Source organism: Pseudomonas sp. B14(2017) (genome assembly GCF_002113255.1).
GTDB classification, from domain to species: domain Bacteria; phylum Pseudomonadota; class Gammaproteobacteria; order Pseudomonadales; family Pseudomonadaceae; genus Aquipseudomonas; species Aquipseudomonas putida_Z.
Window position 1 is genome coordinate 1 of record NZ_NEJY01000023.1, and the last position, 14,760, is coordinate 14,760.

15 protein-coding genes and 1 rRNA gene are annotated in these 14,760 nt (G+C 62.4%); 14 read left to right on the top strand and 2 right to left on the bottom strand.

From position 1 onward, the window contains the following. The first annotated feature begins 181 nt into the window (after positions 1 to 181). The 4 genes from rrf to CAG34_RS22545 all read left to right on the top strand — a co-directional run bounded on the left by rrf (position 182) and on the right by CAG34_RS22545 (position 4,202). A 5S ribosomal RNA gene (gene rrf, locus CAG34_RS22530) occupies positions 182 to 297 on the top strand. 342 nt (positions 298 to 639) lie between these two features. After that, a complete protein-coding gene (locus CAG34_RS22535; protein ID WP_025337591.1) occupies positions 640 to 1,299 on the top strand; it encodes a paraquat-inducible protein A in 660 nt (219 codons plus the stop codon). Next, positions 1,286 to 1,909 (top strand): paraquat-inducible protein A, encoded by a 624-nt coding sequence (locus CAG34_RS22540; RefSeq protein ID WP_015268842.1) that lies wholly within the window; start codon positions 1,286 to 1,288, stop codon positions 1,907 to 1,909. Before CAG34_RS22535 ends, CAG34_RS22540 begins: the two co-directional genes overlap by 14 nt. After that, entirely contained in the window at positions 1,902 to 4,202 is a 2,301-nt protein-coding gene (locus CAG34_RS22545; RefSeq protein WP_015268843.1) for a PqiB family protein, read from the top strand. Before CAG34_RS22540 ends, CAG34_RS22545 begins: the two co-directional genes overlap by 8 nt. A gap of 254 nt (positions 4,203 to 4,456) precedes the next feature. Here CAG34_RS22545 and rpsT read toward each other — a convergent pair whose 3' ends face one another. Then, complete coding sequence (rpsT, locus tag CAG34_RS22550; RefSeq protein WP_003247625.1) at positions 4,457 to 4,735, bottom strand: 30S ribosomal protein S20; 279 nt, start codon at positions 4,733 to 4,735, stop codon at positions 4,457 to 4,459. Positions 4,736 to 4,985: 250 nt separating this feature from the next. Here rpsT and murJ point away from each other — a divergent pair, with 250 nt between their 5' ends. The 6 genes from murJ to ispH all read left to right on the top strand — a co-directional run bounded on the left by murJ (position 4,986) and on the right by ispH (position 12,321). Further along, positions 4,986 to 6,524, top strand: a complete 1,539-nt coding sequence (murJ, locus tag CAG34_RS22555; protein WP_085592498.1) for a murein biosynthesis integral membrane protein MurJ — start codon at positions 4,986 to 4,988, stop codon at positions 6,522 to 6,524. 118 nt (positions 6,525 to 6,642) lie between these two features. Continuing rightward, positions 6,643 to 7,593 carry a bifunctional riboflavin kinase/FAD synthetase gene (gene ribF / locus CAG34_RS22560; protein ID WP_025337594.1) on the top strand — a complete coding sequence of 317 codons (951 nt, stop codon included), beginning with the start codon at positions 6,643 to 6,645 and terminating at the stop codon, positions 7,591 to 7,593. Continuing rightward, positions 7,590 to 10,421 carry an isoleucine--tRNA ligase gene (ileS, locus tag CAG34_RS22565; RefSeq protein ID WP_085592500.1) on the top strand — a complete coding sequence of 944 codons (2,832 nt, stop codon included), beginning with the start codon at positions 7,590 to 7,592 and terminating at the stop codon, positions 10,419 to 10,421. The genes ribF and ileS overlap by 4 nt, the downstream gene beginning before the upstream one ends. Continuing rightward, a complete protein-coding gene (gene lspA, locus CAG34_RS22570) occupies positions 10,414 to 10,929 on the top strand; it encodes a signal peptidase II (RefSeq protein WP_025337596.1) in 516 nt (171 codons plus the stop codon). The genes ileS and lspA overlap by 8 nt, the downstream gene beginning before the upstream one ends. Next, positions 10,922 to 11,359: an FKBP-type peptidyl-prolyl cis-trans isomerase gene (gene fkpB / locus CAG34_RS22575; RefSeq protein WP_003258215.1), complete on the top strand. Its 438-nt coding sequence runs from the start codon at positions 10,922 to 10,924 to the stop codon at positions 11,357 to 11,359. The genes lspA and fkpB overlap by 8 nt, the downstream gene beginning before the upstream one ends. A gap of 14 nt (positions 11,360 to 11,373) precedes the next feature. Further along, complete coding sequence (gene ispH / locus CAG34_RS22580; protein ID WP_025337597.1) at positions 11,374 to 12,321, top strand: 4-hydroxy-3-methylbut-2-enyl diphosphate reductase; 948 nt, start codon at positions 11,374 to 11,376, stop codon at positions 12,319 to 12,321. 133 nt (positions 12,322 to 12,454) lie between these two features. Here the strand turns inward: ispH and CAG34_RS22585 are convergent, their stop codons facing one another. Continuing rightward, a complete protein-coding gene (locus CAG34_RS22585) occupies positions 12,455 to 12,970 on the bottom strand; it encodes a GspH/FimT family protein (protein ID WP_085592502.1) in 516 nt (171 codons plus the stop codon). Positions 12,971 to 13,079: 109 nt separating this feature from the next. Here CAG34_RS22585 and CAG34_RS22590 point away from each other — a divergent pair, with 109 nt between their 5' ends. From CAG34_RS22590 to CAG34_RS22605, 4 genes are read left to right on the top strand one after another with little or no spacing between them, the layout of a single operon-like run. After that, the gene (locus tag CAG34_RS22590) at positions 13,080 to 13,262 is read left to right on the top strand and encodes a prepilin-type N-terminal cleavage/methylation domain-containing protein (RefSeq protein ID WP_085592504.1); all 183 of its coding nucleotides are present in this window, start codon (positions 13,080 to 13,082) and stop codon (positions 13,260 to 13,262) included. Next, positions 13,259 to 13,903 (top strand): PilW family protein, encoded by a 645-nt coding sequence (locus CAG34_RS22595; RefSeq protein WP_085592506.1) that lies wholly within the window; start codon positions 13,259 to 13,261, stop codon positions 13,901 to 13,903. The genes CAG34_RS22590 and CAG34_RS22595 overlap by 4 nt, the downstream gene beginning before the upstream one ends. Continuing rightward, on the top strand, positions 13,900 to 14,364 hold the full coding sequence (locus tag CAG34_RS22600; RefSeq protein ID WP_085592508.1) for a hypothetical protein: 465 nt from the start codon (positions 13,900 to 13,902) through the stop codon (positions 14,362 to 14,364). The genes CAG34_RS22595 and CAG34_RS22600 overlap by 4 nt, the downstream gene beginning before the upstream one ends. A 1-nt stretch (position 14,365) precedes the next feature. After that, positions 14,366 to 14,755, top strand: a complete 390-nt coding sequence (locus CAG34_RS22605; RefSeq protein ID WP_013970758.1) for a type IV pilin protein — start codon at positions 14,366 to 14,368, stop codon at positions 14,753 to 14,755. The last annotated feature ends 5 nt before the right edge of the window (positions 14,756 to 14,760 follow it).

A 14,760-nucleotide genomic window follows, 5' to 3' on the forward strand; every position in this document is an offset into this window, starting at 1 on the left:
AGGCGTTGAGCTAACCAATACTAATTGCCCGTGAGGCTTGACCATATAACACCCAAGCAATTTGCGCACGAAAGCCAAATTGTGGTGGTGAAGACGAAAGAACCGAAAATTCGCAACATCACAAATATCGCATATCCGAATTCGCTGGGCTGTCCATCTGGACATTCTGGCAACAGAATTTCTTGACGACCATAGAGCATTGGAACCACCTGATCCCATCCCGAACTCAGCAGTGAAACGATGCATCGCCGATGGTAGTGTGGGGTTTCCCCATGTGAGAGTAGGTCATCGTCAAGATTCATTTCGCAAAACCCCTATCTGCACATGCAGGTAGGGGTTTTGTCTTTCTGGCCCTAAAACCCCCAAGCCTCACCTAAATCCTCCGACCTTGTGCGAATCCCCCGGCCTTGTGCGATCCCTGTAGGAGCGGCCTTGTGTCGCGATCGGGCGCGCAGCGGCCGCAATCCAGGCGCCGCGGTTTACCTGTGAGACCCGGGATACAGGCTTTACGGCCGCTTCGCGCCCGATCGCGACACAAGGCCGCTCCTACAAAGGTCGCGCAGGCCCGCTGTTATGTTGCCTCCCACAATTCGAGCCAGAACACTAGAATAGGCCCACGCACCTATTCAGAAGCGCTATATGCCCAATCCTGTCGAACCTGAAACCTTGGCTCAGTTGCCGCTGGACCAGCTTGTCGCCTGCCATGAATGCGACCTGCTGCTGCGCAAGCCCGTGCTCCAGCATGATGAGAAGGCCCAATGCCCGCGCTGCGGCTACGAGCTCTACGCCCATCGGCACAATGTGGTCAACCGCAGCCTGGCCTTGGTACTCACCGCCTTGCTGCTGTTTGTGCCTGCCAATTTCCTGCCGATCATGCAACTGCACCTGCTTGGCCAGACATCGGACGATACCGTCTGGAGCGGCGTGCTGGGCCTGTACAACTCGGAAATGCGCGGCGTGGCCGTGGTGGTGTTCCTGTGCAGCATGGCCATCCCTCTGGCAAAACTGCTCTGTCAGCTGGTCGTGCTGCTGAGCATCCGCCTGAACGTGGGGCGTAGTTTCGGCCTGCTGTTCTACCGCATCTATCACCACTTGCGTGACTGGGGCATGCTCGAGGTCTATTTCATGGGCGTGCTGGTGGCCATCGTCAAGCTGGTGGACCTGGCCGAGCTGACCGTGGGCCTGGGGCTGTTCTGCTTCATCAGCCTGTTATTGATCCAGGTGTGGCTCGAGGTGGTGATGTCACCGCACCAGATCTGGAGTGCGCTATCAGGGGAGGACCTGCATGCGGGCGATTGATGCAGGCATTCTTGTCTGCAATGAGTGTCACGAGCTGAACAGGCAACAGCCAGACAGCACTTCACAAACCTGTACACGCTGCGGTGCCATCGTGCATGCCCGTCGGCCGAACAGCATCGCGCGCACCTGGGCGCTGCTGATTGCCGCGTCGATCCTGTACATCCCGGCCAACATGCTGCCGATCATGACCGTGAGCACCCTGGGCCAAGGCAGCCCCGACACGATCATGTCCGGGGTCATCACCTTGCTCAAGCATGGCATGGTGCCCATTGCTGCCGTGGTGTTCATTGCCAGTATCCTAGTGCCCACGTTCAAGCTGGTGGGCATCGGCTTGCTGTTGTACTCCGTTCAGCGCCGGCAGCCGCTTTCGGCACGGCAACGGATATTGATGTACCGCTTCATCGAATTCATTGGGCGCTGGTCCATGCTCGATATCTTCGTCATCGCCATTCTGGTGGCGGTGGTGAATTTCGGCCGAATAGCCAGTGTCGAAGCCAACCTGGGCGCTGTCGCCTTTGCAACTGTGGTGATTCTGACAATGCTTGCCGCTTTAACTTTCGATCCCCGACTGATTTGGGATAACACGGAGTCGGATGACGACCATGAGTGACCTGCCAACGGCTAAAACCCGCCCAGCCTCGAACTGGTCGGCCATATGGATCCTGCCTTTGATCGCCTTGATGATCGGTGGCTGGCTTGCGTGGCAGGCTTACCGTGATGCCGGTGTGGAAATTGAGGTTCGCTTCGAGTCGGGCGAGGGTATCGTCGCCAACAAGACCGAGGTGATCTACAAGGGCATGCCGGTTGGCAAGGTCAAAAGCCTGGTGCTCGACGCCAAGGGCGAGAACCAGGGGGTGATCGCCACCATCGAGATGAACAAGGCTGCCGAGCCTCACCTGACCAAAGGTACGCGTTTCTGGCTGGTGAAGCCGAGCGTCAGCCTGGCGGGTATTTCCGGCCTTGAAACCCTAGTGTCAGGCAACTACATCGCCGTCAGCCCGGGGGAGGGGGAGCGCACCAAGCGTTTTACCGCCTTGAAGGTGGCACCGCCGCTTTCGGACACCGAGCCGGGCCTGCACCTTACCCTCAAGGCCGAGCGGCTAGGGTCGCTCAACCGTGACAGCCCGGTGTTCTACAAGCAGATCCAGGTTGGCCGGGTCAAAAGCTACCGCCTGTCCGAGGACCAGAGCACCGTCGAGATCAAAGTCTTCATCGAGCCGGCCTATGCCAGCCTGGTGCGCAAGCACACGCGTTTCTGGAATGCCAGTGGCGTCAGCATCGATGCCTCGCTCTCGGGCGTGAAAGTGCGTAGCGAATCGCTGTCGAGCATTGTTGCCGGTGGTATCGCCTTTGCCACGCCGGAACACCGCAAGGACAGCCCTCCCACCGACTCGAACCTTCCGTTCCGTCTGTATGAGGACTTCGATGCGGCCCAGGCCGGCATCCGGGTAAAGGTGAAATTGAGCGATTACGAGGGCCTGCAGGCGGGCCGTACACCAGTCATGTACAAAGGCATCCAGGTGGGCTCGCTGAAAGCCCTGACGATGGCTGACAACCTGGCCAGTGCATCGGCCGAGCTTACGCTGGACCCGTTGGCCGAGGATTATCTGGTCGAGGGGACGCAGTTCTGGGTGGTCAAACCATCGATTTCCCTGGCGGGTATCACCGGCCTGGAGGCGCTGGTCAAGGGTAACTACATCGCCATTCGCCCTGGCGAGAAGGGTGCGCGGCCAGAGCGTGAGTTCGAAGCCCGCGCCAAGGCACCGCCGCTCGACCTCAAGGCACCAGGCTTGCACATGGTGCTGTTCGCCGACACTCTGGGTTCGCTGGAAGTCGGTAGCCCGGTCATGTACCGCCAGGTGAAGGTGGGTAGCGTGCAAAGCTACCAGTTCGCCCGCAACAGCAATCGCATCCTGATCGGTGTGCATATCGAGAAGGAATACGAAAAGCTGGTCAACGGTTCGTCGCGCTTCTGGAATGTCAGTGGTATCACTCTGACGGGCGGCCTGTCGGGCATCAAGATCAAGAGTGAATCACTGCAGACCCTGATGGCTGGTGGTATCGCGTTCGATACGCCACGGCCTGATGTGCCGCTCAAACGACACATCCCACGCTTCCGCCTGCATGACAGCCAGGAGGCGGTCAACCGCGCAGGAACGTTGATCACCATTCGTGTGGACCGTGCCGACGGCCTCAAGCCAGGCACGGCGATTCGCTTCCGCGGCCTGGATGTGGGCAGCATCGAGAGCGTCGACCTGACCGATGACCTGCAGGCGGTGCTTCTGCGGGCGCGCATTACCGAAGCGGCTGACCGTATCGCCCGCGTCGGTACGCAGTTCTGGGTGGTCAAGCCGGCCTTTGGCCTGGTGCGTACGCAGAACCTCGACACCTTGGTGGGCGGGCAGTACCTGGAAGTGCAGCCGGCTGCCAAGGACCGTGGCCCACAGCGCGATTTCATCGCCTTGGCCGACGCCCCGCAGGTGGCAGGGCCTGAAGTCGGCCTGCCGTTGACGCTGAGCGCTCCGCGCCGTGGCTCGATCAAGCCGGGCGTGCCGGTGACCTACCGTGAGGTTGCGGTGGGCAAGGTGACGGGCTTCGAGCTGGGCCAGAGCGCTGACCGTGTGTTGATCCATATCTTGATCGAACCGCGCTATGCGGCCCTGGTGCGTAGCGGTAGTCGCTTCTGGAACAGCAGCGGCTTCGGTTTCGACTGGGGTCTGGTCAAGGGGGTTACGGTGCGTACCGAGTCGGTGGAGACCATGATCGACGGCGGTATCGCCTTTGCCACGCCGGATGGCGAGCAGATGGGCAACCCGGCACGGCCGCAGCAGACGTTCGCCTTGTTCGACAAGGCCGAGGATGAATGGCTGCAGTGGGCGCCGAAGATTCAGATAGCGAAGTAGCACACTGGGCAAACACGGCCCTGCTTTTTGTAGGAGCGGCCTTGTGTCGCGATCGGGCTGCGCAGCAGCCCCTCGGTTTCAGCGTCGATGCTGATATTGCTGGGGCTGCTGCGCAGCCCGATCGCGACACAAGGCCGCTCCTACAAAAGCGGATCGGCGATGTTGCAAAGGTCGCAGCAGCGAGGCGGCGATGTGCACAAATCGCAGGCAACAAAAAACCGACCCTAGGGTCGGTTTTTCGACTAGCAAGTCGCTTAGGCAGCTGCAGCTTCTTTCAGCGCCTTGATGTGGCCATTCAGACGGCCTTTGTGACGAGCAGCCTTGTTCTTGTGGATGATGCCCTTGTCGGCCATACGGTCGATTACAGGCACAGCCAGAACGTAAGCGGCTTGCGCTTTTTCGGCGTCTTTTGCGTCGATGGCCTTGACTACATTCTTGATGTAGGTGCGGACCATGGAACGCAGGCTGGCGTTGTGGCTGCGACGCTTCTCAGCCTGTTTTGCACGTTTCTTGGCGGAAGGTGTGTTGGCCACCGTCGAGCTCCTCGAAAGACTTTAGGTAAATAGCAAACAAAATAGGCCGCGAATCATGCCGATCAGTCGAACGGATGTCAAGGCCACCTGCAAGGTTCCGCCGAGCGGTGCGCCAACAAGAGGGAAATATTCCTTTCTGCTGCGCGACCTGTAAACTCGGGAATTTTTGGCTCCCCTGCGAAGGCGCGGGAGTATCGCACATTCGGACGCTGTCTGGCAGCGTCCTCTGCCCTTGGCGTGAATCTTTTCGATGAACCTGCTCAAATCCCTGGCTGCGGTAAGCTCGATCACCATGATTTCGCGGGTGCTGGGCTTTGTCCGCGACACCATCCTGGCGCGTGTTTTCGGTGCCGGCATCGCCACCGATGCCTTCTTCATCGCCTTCAAGCTGCCCAACCTGCTGCGGCGCATCTTCGCCGAGGGTGCGTTTTCCCAGGCCTTCGTGCCGATCCTGGCCGAATACAAGACCCAGCAAGGCGAGGAGGCGACCCGCACCTTCGTTGCCTATGTCAGTGGCCTGCTGACCCTGGTTCTGGCGCTGGTGACCGCCATTGGCATACTGGCGGCACCGTGGGTGGTGTGGGCGACCGCACCAGGCTTTGTCGACAGTGCCGAAAAATACGAGCTGACCACCGCCCTGTTGCGGGTGACTTTTCCTTATATATTGCTGATCTCGCTGTCGTCCCTGGCCGGGGCGATCCTCAATACCTGGAACCGTTTCTCGGTACCGGCCTTTACCCCGACCCTGCTGAACGTGGCGATGATCGCCTTCGCCGTGCTGCTCACGCCGTATTTCGACCCGCCGATCATGGCCCTGGCCTGGGGCGTTCTGGCGGGCGGCCTGGCGCAGTTGCTGTACCAGCTGCCAGCGCTGAAGAAGATCGGCATGCTCGTGCTGCCACGCCTGAACCTGCGTGATGCCGGTGTGTGGCGGGTGCTCAAGCAGATGCTGCCGGCGATCCTCGGGGTGTCGGTGAGCCAGATCTCGCTGATCATCAACACCATCTTCGCCTCCTTCCTGGTGGCCGGTTCGGTGTCGTGGATGTATTACGCCGACCGCCTCATGGAGCTGCCTTCCGGCGTGCTGGGGGTGGCCCTGGGCACCATATTGCTGCCGACGCTGGCCAAGACCTACGCCAACAAGGACCGCGAGGAATACTCGCGGATCCTCGACTGGGGCCTGCGCCTGTGCTTCATGCTGGTGCTGCCATGCACCCTGGCCCTGGCCATCCTCGCCGAGCCATTGACCGTGGCGCTGTTCCAGTACGGCAAGTTCACCGCCGTCGACGCGGCCATGACCCAGAAGGCGCTGATCGCCTATTCCGTGGGCTTGCTGGCGATCATTCTGGTCAAGGTACTGGCACCGGGCTTCTATGCGCAGCAGAATATCCGTACACCGGTGAAGATCGCGGTATTCACCCTGGTCTGCACCCAACTGTTCAACCTGGCCCTGATCGGCCCGCTCGCGCATGCCGGCCTGGCCCTGGCGATCAGCCTGGGGGCCTGCCTGAACGCCGGCCTGCTGTTCTGGAAGCTGCGCAGCCAACAGCTGTTCCAGCCGCAGCCAGGCTGGGCGATGTTCCTGCTCAAGCTGGTGCTGGCAGTGGGGCTGATGTCGGCGGTGTTGCTGGCCGGCATGCATTACCTGCCGGCCTGGGAGCAGGGCAACATGCTCGAGCGCTTGGTGCGCCTGGGGGCTCTGGTACTGGCGGGCATCGTGACCTATTTCGGCTGCCTGTACCTGTGCGGCTTCCGGCCTCGGCATTTCGCCCGCAAGGCCTTGCACTAAGGCATCGGGCGGGTCAGGCGTCGGTTTTTCGCATTCCACGCCGCCCTTGGGCGCTGCTGCCTGTCACCAGCGCCCGGGTGTGGTTATAATCGGCCACTTTATGAGCAAGAAGCGCGTTATGCAGCTGGTTCGAGGTCTTCACAACCTGCGCCCCGAGCACCGGGGCTGTGTCGCCACCATAGGCAACTTCGACGGGGTTCACCGCGGCCACCAGGCGATCCTGGCGCGCCTGCGCGAGCGCGGCCAGGCCTTGGGCCTGCCGACCTGCGTGGTGATCTTCGAACCGCAACCACGCGAGTACTTCGCCCCCGACACCGCGCCGGCCCGCCTGGCCCGCCTGCGTGACAAGATCGAGCTGCTGGCGGCCGAGGGTATCGACCGGGTGCTGTGCCTGGCATTCAACCAGCGCCTGAGCAAGCTCAGTGCCGATGCCTTCGTCAAGGCCATCCTGGTCGACGGCCTGGGTGTACGCCACCTCGAAGTGGGCGATGACTTCCGCTTCGGCTGCGACCGCGCCGGCGACTTCGCCTTCCTGGTCGAGGCCGGCAAGCAGTACGGCTTCACCGTCGAGGCTGCCAACACGGTGATCCAGGACGGCCTGCGGGTCAGCAGCACCGAAGTGCGCAAGGCCCTGTCCGAAGGCAACTTCGAGCTGGCCGAGCACCTGTTGGGCCGCCCGTACCGCATCAGCGGCCGCGTGTTGCATGGCCAGAAGCTGGCCCGCCAGCTCGGCACACCTACCGCCAACATCCAGCTCAAGCGCCGCCGCGTGCCGCTGTCCGGGGTCTACCTGGCCAGCATCGAAATCGACGGCAAGGCCTGGCCGGGTGTCGGCAATATCGGCGTGCGCCCCACCGTTGCCGGTGACGGGCGCCCGCACCTGGAGATTCATCTGCTGGACTATGCCGGCGACCTTTACGGCCGGCGCCTGACGGTGGAGTTCCACCACAAGCTGCGTGAAGAGCAGCGATTCGCCTCCCTGGAGGCGCTGAAGTCGGCGATCGATGCGGATATCGCCGCCGCACGTGCACATTGGCACGCTCAACCGTTAACGAAGAGCCTGAAATGACCGACTACAAAGCCACGCTTAACCTTCCGGACACCGCCTTCCCCATGAAGGCCGGCCTGCCTCAGCGCGAACCGCAGATCCTGCAGCGCTGGGACAGCATTGGCCTGTACCAGAAGCTGCGCGAAATTGGCAAGGATCGTCCCAAGTTCGTCCTGCACGACGGCCCGCCCTATGCCAACGGCAAGATTCACATCGGTCATGCGCTGAACAAGATCCTCAAGGACATGATCGTCCGTTCCAAGACCCTGTCCGGCTTCGATGCGCCGTATGTGCCGGGCTGGGACTGCCATGGCCTGCCGATCGAGCACAAGGTCGAGGTCACCCACGGCAAGCACCTGTCCGCCGACCGCACCCGCGAGCTGTGCCGCGAGTACGCCGCCGAGCAGATTGAAGGGCAGAAGACCGAGTTCATCCGCCTGGGCGTGCTGGGTGACTGGGACAACCCGTACAAGACCATGAACTTTGCCAACGAGGCCGGCGAAATCCGCGCCCTGGCCGAGATGGTCAAGCAAGGTTTCGTGTTCAAGGGCCTGAAGCCGGTGAACTGGTGCTTCGATTGCGGTTCGGCCCTGGCCGAGGCCGAAGTCGAGTACGCCGACAAGAAATCGCAGACCATCGACGTTGCCTTCCCGGTTGCCGACGAGGCCAAGCTGGCTGCTGCCTTCGGCCTGGCTTCGCTGGCCAAGCCGGCCGCCATCGTGATCTGGACCACCACCCCGTGGACCATCCCGGCCAACCAGGCGCTGAACATCCACCCGGAGTTCAAGTACGCCCTGGTCGACACCGGCGAGCGTCTGCTGGTACTGGCCGAAGAGCTGGTGGAGTCGTGCCTCAAACGCTACAGCCTGGAAGGCTCGGTCATCGCCACCGCCCAGGGTTCGGCGCTGGAACTGATCAACTTCCGCCACCCGTTCTACGACCGCCTGTCGCCAGTCTACCTGGCCGACTACGTCGAACTGGGCGCCGGTACCGGGGTGGTGCACTCCTCGCCAGCCTACGGTGAAGACGACTTCGTCACCTGCAAGCGCTACGGCATGGTCAACGACGACATCCTCACCCCGGTGCAGAGCAACGGCGTGTACGTCGACTCGCTGCCATTCTTCGGCGGCCAGTTCATCTGGAAGGCCAACCCGGCCATCGTCGAGAAGCTGAGCGAAGTCGGTGCGCTGATGCACACCGAAACCATCAGCCACAGCTACATGCACTGCTGGCGCCACAAGACCCCGCTGATCTACCGCGCCACCGCGCAGTGGTTCGTGGGTATGGACAAGCAGCCGACCACCGGCGAGCCGCTGCGTGAGCGTGCACTGAAAGCCATTGAGGACACCAAGTTCGTGCCGGCCTGGGGCCAGGCGCGCCTGCATTCGATGATCGCCAACCGCCCGGACTGGTGCATCTCGCGTCAGCGCAACTGGGGTGTGCCGATCCCGTTCTTCCTGCACAAGCAGACCGGCGAGCTGCACCCACGCACCGTCGAGCTGATGGAAGCAGTGGCCAAGCGCGTCGAACAGGAAGGCATCGAGGCCTGGTTCAAGCTGGACGCCGCCGAACTGCTGGGCGCTGAAGCCGAGCAGTACGACAAGATCACCGATACCCTGGACGTGTGGTTCGACTCGGGTACCACCCACTGGCACGTGCTGCGTGGCTCGCATGACATCGGCCACGCCACCGGCCCGCGTGCCGACCTGTACCTGGAAGGTTCCGACCAGCACCGCGGCTGGTTCCACTCGTCGTTGCTGACCGGTTGCGCCATCGACGGCCACGCGCCGTACCGCGAGCTGCTGACCCACGGCTTCACCGTGGACGAGAACGGCCGCAAGATGTCCAAGTCGCTGGGCAACACCATCGAGCCGGAGAAGGTCAACAACACCCTGGGGGCCGATATCCTGCGCCTGTGGGTTGCCGCTACCGACTATTCCGGTGAAATGGCCGTTTCCGAGCAGATTTTGCAGCGCAGCGCCGACGCCTACCGCCGTATCCGCAACACTGCACGCTTCCTGCTCTCCAACCTGTCCGGCTTCGACCCGGCCCGCGACCTGCTGGCCCCGGAAGACATGCTGGCGCTGGACCGCTGGGCCGTAGACCGCACCCTGCTGCTGCAACGCGAGCTGGAAGAGCACTACAGCGAGTACCGTTTCTGGAACGTCTACTCCAAGGTGCACAACTTCTGCGTGCAGGAGCTGGGTGGCTTCTACCTCGACATCATCAAGGACCGCCAGTACACCACCGGCGCCAACAGTGTCGCCCGCCGTTCCTGCCAGACCGCGTTGTACCACATCAGCGAGGCGCTGGTGCGCTGGATCGCGCCGATCCTGGCGTTTACCGCCGACGAAATCTGGCAGTACCTGCCAGGCGAGCGCAACGAGTCGGTAATGCTCAACGGCTGGTACCAGGGCCTGAGCGAACTGCCGGAAGGCACCGAACTGGACCGCGCCTACTGGGACCGCGTGATGGCCGTCAAGGCATCGGTCAACAAGGAGCTGGAAAACCAGCGTACCGCCAAGGTCATCGGCGGCAACCTGCAGGCCGAAGTCACCCTGTACGCCGACGAAGGCCTGAGCGCCGACCTGGGCAAGCTGGGCGACGAACTGCGCTTCGTGCTGATCACCTCGGCTGCCAGCGTGGTGCCGTTCGTGCAGGCGCCAGCCGAAGCCGTGGCCACCGAAGTCGAAGGCCTCAAGCTGCAAGTGGTCAAGTCCGGTCACGCCAAGTGCGGCCGTTGCTGGCACTTCCGCGCTGACGTCGGCAGCCACCCGGAGCACCCGGAAATCTGCGGCCGTTGCGTCGACAACCTGAGCGGTTCCGGCGAGGTGCGCCACTATGCCTAACCCTGCAGCGGGGCGCTTCGGGCGCCTTGCATGGCTTTGGCTGAGCCTGGTGGTACTGGTCCTCGACCAGGCCACCAAGCTGTATTTCAACAATGCCCTGACCATGTACCAGCAGGTTGTCGTCATCCCTGACTACTTCAGCTGGACCCTGGCCTACAACACTGGCGCGGCTTTCAGCTTCCTGGCGGAAAGCTCCGGCTGGCAGCGCTGGCTGTTCGCCCTGATCGCCGTGGTGGTCAGTGCCGTGCTGGTGGTGTGGCTCAAGCGCCTGGGGCGCAACGAGACCTGGCTGGCCGTGGCGCTGGCGCTGGTGCTGGGTGGCGCGATCGGCAACCTGTACGACCGCGTCGTGCTCGGCCATGTGGTCGACTTCATCCTGGTGCACTGGCAGAACCGCCATTACTTCCCGGCCTTCAACCTGGCCGACAGCGCCATTACCGTTGGTGCGGTGATGCTGGCGCTGGATATGTTCAAGAGCAAGAAGTCCGAGGATCCGGTCCATGACTGACACCCGTATCGGCCAGAACACCGAAGTCACCCTGCACTTCGCGCTGCACCTGGAAAACGGCGACACCGTCGACAGCACGTTCGACAAGGCCCCGGCCACCTTCAAGGTTGGCGATGGCAACCTGCTGCCAGGTTTCGAGAACGCCCTGTTCGGCTTCAAGGGCGGTGACAAGCGTACCGTCGTGGTGGCCCCGGAGAACGCCTTCGGCCAGCCCAACCCGCAGAACGTACAAGTCATGCCGCGGTCCCAGTTCGAGGGCATGGAGTTGTCCGAAGGGCTGTTGATCATCTTCAACGACGCCGCCAACACCGAGCTGCCCGGTGTGGTCAAAGCGTTCGATGACGACCAGGTGACCATCGACTTCAATCACCCATTGGCTGGCAAGACCCTGACCTTCGAGGTGGAGATCCTCGAGGTGAAGGCCCTGTAAGCCTGGAGCCGAGCATGCAAATCAAACTCGCCAACCCTCGCGGCTTCTGCGCGGGGGTCGACCGGGCGATCGAGATCGTCAACCGCGCGCTGGAAGTCTTCGGCCCGCCGATCTATGTGCGTCACGAAGTGGTGCACAACAAGTTCGTGGTGGAAGACCTGCGCAACCGCGGCGCCATCTTCGTCGAAGAGCTGGACCAGGTACCGGACGATGTCATCGTCATCTTCAGTGCCCACGGTGTTTCCCAGGCCGTGCGCCAGGAAGCCGCTGGCCGTGGCCTGAAAGTGTTCGATGCCACCTGCCCGCTGGTGACCAAGGTGCACATCGAAGTGGCCAAGTACAGCCGCGACGGCCGTGAGTGCATCCTCATCGGCCACGAAGGGCACCCGGAAGTCGAAGGCACCATGGGCCAGTACGACGCCAGCAACGGTGGCGCCATCTACCTCGTCGAAGACGAGGAGGATGTTGCCAACCTGCAGGTGAAGGACCCGGACCACCTGGCGTTCGTCACCCAGACCACGCTGTCGATGGACGACACCAGCCGCGTCATCGACGCCCTGCGTGCGCGCTTCCCGAACATTGGCGGCCCGCGCAAGGACGACATCTGCTACGCAACCCAGAACCGCCAGGACGCGGTCAAGCAACTGGCGGACGAGTGCGACGTGGTACTGGTAGTCGGCAGCCCGAACAGCTCCAACTCCAACCGCCTGCGCGAGCTGGCCGAGCGCATGGGCACCCCGGCCTACCTGATCGACGGTGCCGAGGACCTACAGCGTGGCTGGTTCGAGCAGACGGCACGGGTCGGCATCACCGCCGGTGCTTCGGCCCCCGAAGTGCTGGTGCGTGGTGTGATCGAGCAGCTCAAGGCCTGGGGCGCCAGCGGTGCTGAAGAGCTGGATGGGCGGGAAGAGAACATCACCTTCTCCATGCCCAAGGAGTTGCGGGTTCGGTCGCTGATCTGACCGCAGTTTGCGCGATCCCCATGTAGGAGCGGCCTTGTGTCGCGAACGGGCTGCAAAGCAGCCCCAGGATTTCAGCGTTAGAGCTGATATTGCCGGGGCCGCTTTGCGGCCCGTTCGCGACACAAGGCCGCTCCTACATTGACCGCGCTGATCTGCTAGTGGTGTCTTTGCATCGGGATTTTTTTGGTTCTCCCATATCTACCCTGACCCTGCCAGTCGATGCCATCACCACTTGATACTGGCTAGTTGCGGTCAAGCGCTCGCAAATCTCCATCGTTGAACCTAACCAATTACTGGTTGCCCCAAGCGGAACCCCTTGCGCACTGAATTTCAGCTGCTCACCTCGATTGCTCGTGATCTTCAGCGGCCGTGAAAGACGCTGCTCACGCAGCACCTGATGGTTATGCTCCAGCATCACCCGCCAACCATTCCCCCAATTACCTTCCAACGCCTGCACCAGCACCGGCTGGCTTTGCAACATGGCATGGCTGCGCGCGCTGCGCAGCGCCTGCGCCAGGTCTCGTGCAGCTGCCGCCCTGTGTAGGTCGTCGCTCAATCTGGCGTAGGCCGGCATGCCGAGCTGTGTCAGCAATGCGGCCACCGCCAGGGCCGACAACATTTGTATCAGTGTTACACCTCGTTGCTTCACCGTGCATTCCTCCCTGGAAGTGCTTGGCTGTAGCTTCACGGTCGTTGGACCGGCGGTCCAGTCGCCCGGGTTCAATGCATTTGCAGGAAAAGTCGCAGGAGGTGCAGGGATGCACGCAAGACAACGGGGCATGACGCTTCTGGAAGTGTTGTTGGCGGTGGGTGTGGTGGCCGTGGGTATGTTCGCAGCGGCAGGCCTGCAACTGCAGGCATTGCAGGCTGCGGAGGACGCGCGCCGCGATGGGCAGGCGGCAATGGCGGCGCACAGTGAGCATGAAAGGGGGCGGCCATGAGCGGCGCCCAGCGTGGTTTCGGCTTGCTTGAGCTGATGCTGGCGCTGACCATCGGGTTGCTGCTGTTGGCGGTGGCCAGCCAGCTATTTACCTCGGCCCACCATACCTGGCGGCTGCAAAGCACGGCAGTACGCATGCAGGATGAAGCTCGCCTGGCATTGCTGCGAATGGCCCAGGATATCCGCATGACCGGGATGTTCGGCTGCTTGCGACTGCAGCCAAAGCACTTCGGCAGTACGAGCGCAGAGCACGCATTCGCCCGGCCGATGGAAGTCGAAGCATCCACCCTTAGCCTGGTCGTGGCGGAGTTACCTGGGCAATCCGGTGGGCCGCAGTGGTTCCTGCACACGAACTGTACGAGCGAAGTGTCTGTGGATGACGAGTTGAAGGAGGGCTACCCACAGGTTTACCCCATCAGCAGATATGTCTACCAACTCCGGGGCAATACGCTGAGATTCAAACGCAACAACAGCAACTTCCAGCCGCTGGTTGAAAATGTGCGGTCAATGCGTTTGCAGCGTGTGCAAATGGCACAGGGTGAGGGGGTGGATATTGCCCTGACGCTTTACGAACCCACGCTCGAACTTGAACAGCACCATGAACTGAGCGTCGCAATCCGCAACCCGGTGCCGGCCTCATGAGTCGTCAGCGTGGCATCGTCCTGTTGTTGGCCTTGGTCCTGAGCATGCTGCTGGGGCTGCTTGCGGCGTCGGCCCTGCGAGATGCGCTGGCGCAAACGCAGATGACCGGCTATCTGAGCGAAGGCCTGCTGGCGCTGGAGCAGGCCGAGGCCACGCTGCTGGCTGGGGCAGGCGAGCTCGAGCGTGCTCCCCCCGACCCTTGCGAGGCGTGCCCGCCACCCGCTCGACCGCATGACCTGAGCGGGCAGTGGCAGCGCACGCCAACCGGCTATTTCCATTTGCAGAATCTGGGTACCAGCGAACACGCGGCGCATATGCCGGAAGGGCAGCAGGTCACCCTGTACCGCGTCACCGCCGTCAGCCTGCAAACCCAGTCACGGCATGTGCTGGAAGCGGTCTATGCCATGGGCGAGGACACGACCCGGCGCATTGCCTGGCGCCAGAGATTGCGAGGAGACTGACATGCAGCAAGGCTTGAGCCTGATCGAGTTGTTGATTGTGTTGGCCGTGACCGGCATTCTGGCAGCCATTGCCTACCCCAGTTACAGCGACCAGCTACGGCGAGCCGCGCGCAGCGAAGTGGTTGGCCTGCTGCATGATGCCGCCCTGCGCCTGGAGCGCCACCGCGTACGCACTGGCCAATACGCCGAGGGCGACCCGGCCTTGCCCGACGGTACCCGCTATTACAGCCTGCAGGCCCAGCGCGACAGCGACACCTTCACGCTGCGCGCCCGGCGGCTGCCGAGCGGGCTGATGGCGCAGGACCGCTGTGGCGATTTCCAGCTCGACCAGGCCGGCGTGCAGCGCAATCCGGGTGCCGTCGAAGACAGCGTGCACTGCTGGGGAAGCTGAAGGTT

What these genes read in the sequence shown, in the direction of transcription:
- CAG34_RS22605 (WP_013970758.1), top strand. Translation starts at nt 14,366, where the DNA reads ATGCAGCAAGGCTTGAGCCTGATCGAGTTGTTGATTGTGTTGGCCGTG.
- fkpB (WP_003258215.1), top strand. Translation starts at nt 10,922, where the DNA reads ATGACTGACACCCGTATCGGCCAGAACACCGAAGTCACCCTGCACTTC.
- murJ (WP_085592498.1), top strand. Translation starts at nt 4,986, where the DNA reads ATGAACCTGCTCAAATCCCTGGCTGCGGTAAGCTCGATCACCATGATT.
- CAG34_RS22545 (WP_015268843.1), top strand. Translation starts at nt 1,902, where the DNA reads ATGAGTGACCTGCCAACGGCTAAAACCCGCCCAGCCTCGAACTGGTCG.
- lspA (WP_025337596.1), top strand. Translation starts at nt 10,414, where the DNA reads ATGCCTAACCCTGCAGCGGGGCGCTTCGGGCGCCTTGCATGGCTTTGG.
- ispH (WP_025337597.1), top strand. Translation starts at nt 11,374, where the DNA reads ATGCAAATCAAACTCGCCAACCCTCGCGGCTTCTGCGCGGGGGTCGAC.
- CAG34_RS22540 (WP_015268842.1), top strand. Translation starts at nt 1,286, where the DNA reads ATGCGGGCGATTGATGCAGGCATTCTTGTCTGCAATGAGTGTCACGAG.
- CAG34_RS22595 (WP_085592506.1), top strand. Translation starts at nt 13,259, where the DNA reads ATGAGCGGCGCCCAGCGTGGTTTCGGCTTGCTTGAGCTGATGCTGGCG.
- ileS (WP_085592500.1), top strand. Translation starts at nt 7,590, where the DNA reads ATGACCGACTACAAAGCCACGCTTAACCTTCCGGACACCGCCTTCCCC.
- CAG34_RS22600 (WP_085592508.1), top strand. Translation starts at nt 13,900, where the DNA reads ATGAGTCGTCAGCGTGGCATCGTCCTGTTGTTGGCCTTGGTCCTGAGC.
- CAG34_RS22590 (WP_085592504.1), top strand. Translation starts at nt 13,080, where the DNA reads ATGCACGCAAGACAACGGGGCATGACGCTTCTGGAAGTGTTGTTGGCG.
- CAG34_RS22535 (WP_025337591.1), top strand. Translation starts at nt 640, where the DNA reads ATGCCCAATCCTGTCGAACCTGAAACCTTGGCTCAGTTGCCGCTGGAC.
- ribF (WP_025337594.1), top strand. Translation starts at nt 6,643, where the DNA reads ATGCAGCTGGTTCGAGGTCTTCACAACCTGCGCCCCGAGCACCGGGGC.